The sequence below is a fragment of the Plantibacter sp. CFBP 8804 genome (assembly GCF_014841225.1).
Classification (GTDB): domain Bacteria; phylum Actinomycetota; class Actinomycetes; order Actinomycetales; family Microbacteriaceae; genus Plantibacter; species Plantibacter auratus.
Map to the genome: position 1 here is coordinate 1 of NZ_JACYTU010000036.1, position 2,018 is coordinate 2,018.

Here is a 2,018-nt window from a genome sequence, read left to right on the forward strand (position 1 = left end):
TGCCGGAGCGCTTCACGCCGCCGAAGGGCAGCTCCGCCGCGTCGCCGAGGACGAGGTTGATCCACACCATGCCGGCGTCGATTTCGACCGCCACTCAGCTACGCCGGTGAGCGTAGGTGAATAGTCACACCAGCTCACAAGCCCAGGGATTGGCACAAGCCGAGAAGGGCCACGAGTGTGGCCGCCGCCACCTCAAATCTGATACCAATCTTCACCCGTGCATACTTCTTTTTAGCTATGACGGAGTTCTCGTGGACTTGCTCTGCAGTCCTGTTGACCAACTGCTCTGGTGTGCTCGTGAGAGCCGCGAGCGTCGTGACGTAGGTGGCCCTTTGCATACTAGCGATGTGACCGAAGAAAAGTGGATTAGGCGAAGATTCTCCCGACGATTTGGTGCGGGGAGATAGGGCTCCTGCGCAGAATAACACTGCCACGATGAGGAGAGGGATGATCACTGTTGTGAAGATCACCGTTGTGAGTCGCCATGTCTCGAGGGCGTGGACGAGGTTGAAGAGCATTACGCCCGTCGCTGCGATAAATGCGAGAGCGACCGCAATTTTGGAGTCCGCGTGCCGAATCCAGTCGTTGGTCGCGAGCAGTACTCGCCAAGCAGCATCGGGTTGAGCTTCGCTAATGTTAGTCGGGCCAGTTCGTGCGGAGTCGAAGCGTTGCCCAATCCATCCCACGGCTACGAGCCCAGGCTAGCGAACAAGGTTGTGGTCGTGTTCCTCTGGTTCGCGCGCGACTTGGCGGCTGCGACCAGCTCAGTGCTTGCGTTCGCGAGCAGAGTTCTCTTGTGTCTTTCATTGTCGGGGATGTTGACCCGAGTGACCTTGCCCGCGAGAACCTGCCGACAGTAGTCCTCGCCGTGCTTCCTGCACCAGTGTCGGTTCAGGCTGAAGCCGAATTTTTCGTCGTCCGGAATCTTGTCTAGGATGACTGAATCCCAGAGCAAGGCTGGATTGCCGCAGTCGCAGGAGAAGGTCAGATAGTCGTTGTTCGATATTGCATCCCAGACGCTCCCTGTGACATTCATCATTACATCGACGGCTTGCTGTGCTGCTTTTGCTGCATAGTTGACTGGATTTCCTGCCCAGACGGGTTCTTGCAAGTCAAGATGGCGCGGGAGTCCCACTCGTTTTGCCATGAGTGAGCCACTGGCGACTCCTAGTTTGAAACCGGTTGAACTTGCCTTGGGCCACTTGTTCTCCAGCTGTTCCGTGAAATCGATGGAGAAGGTTCTGGCGGTTACTGCGCTCGATACGGCACGCTCGTAACGAAGGTTGCCCCAGAAAAGCGCAAATCCGCCATCACCCTGAATGTCTACGAACTGTGCGTCGAACTCCTGGAAGATCTTGACAACCCCACCTACGCCTGCGTCATATATGCTCGCCGTGCTCTGCGGACTTCGCCCCTTTGCAAGGTTGGTCGACGCTTTCATGTCGAAGTTCACGCTGACAACGTCGTCAATAGCATGCCATTCGGCCTTGTCGATTGGTAGCTTCTTGACGTCAAATGCATCGCCCTTGTTGATGACACTTGGCTGCTTTTCGAACTTTACCTTCGTGCGCTCACTCAGGTTGTCCAACAGCTCATACAGCTCGATTACCACCGACTACTCCCCCCGACAGCGAAGAGGTGATGGCGCAGGACGTCGACCCCTTCGAACTCATGCGTCAAATTGGACACGTTGAAAGTCTTGCACTGTAGCCTCAGCCGAGGCTCAGTTTTGCCCTAAGACAATGCAAGGTGGTCTTCGTTCGAGTCATGATCAGACGGCTTGGGCTCCCGGATTAGATAGCAGGTTGGCCCACGGGTTGAGGAGCCCCCTCGGCGGCTCAGGCGATCCCGCGAGGCGGTGTCGAGGGGGTTCGCGAACACCTACGCGATTCGGATGAGCTTCTTGTTGACGAACTCGTCCATGGCGGGCTTGCCCATCTCGCGGCCGGTGCCGGAGCGCTTCACGCCGCCGAAGGGCAGCTCCGCCGCGTCGCCGAGGACGAGGTTGATCCACACCA

At 57.3% G+C, this 2,018-nt stretch carries 3 protein-coding genes and 1 pseudogene; all 4 read right to left on the minus strand.

All coding sequences use genetic code 11. The annotated features are described in order from the left end of the window. Positions 1–94, minus strand: a pseudogene (locus tag IFU11_RS19910) (aldehyde dehydrogenase family protein); the annotation flags it as partial. A 40-nt stretch (positions 95–134) separates the two neighbouring features. Next, positions 135–518, minus strand: a complete 384-nt coding sequence (locus IFU11_RS19915; protein ID WP_192020098.1) for a Pycsar system effector family protein — start codon at positions 516–518, stop codon at positions 135–137. A gap of 170 nt (positions 519–688) precedes the next feature. After that, positions 689–1,612: a hypothetical protein gene (locus IFU11_RS19920; protein ID WP_192020099.1), complete on the minus strand. Its 924-nt coding sequence runs from the start codon at positions 1,610–1,612 to the stop codon at positions 689–691. A gap of 269 nt (positions 1,613–1,881) precedes the next feature. Continuing rightward, positions 1,882–2,018, minus strand: a 137-nt coding sequence (locus tag IFU11_RS19925) for an aldehyde dehydrogenase family protein (protein ID WP_192020100.1), incomplete at its 5' end; no start/stop codon positions are given.

Bases quoted from the DNA above. Each gene is read 5' to 3' on its own strand.
- IFU11_RS19915 (WP_192020098.1), bottom strand. From the start codon at position 518: ATGCTCTTCAACCTCGTCCACGCCCTCGAGACATGGCGACTCACAACG.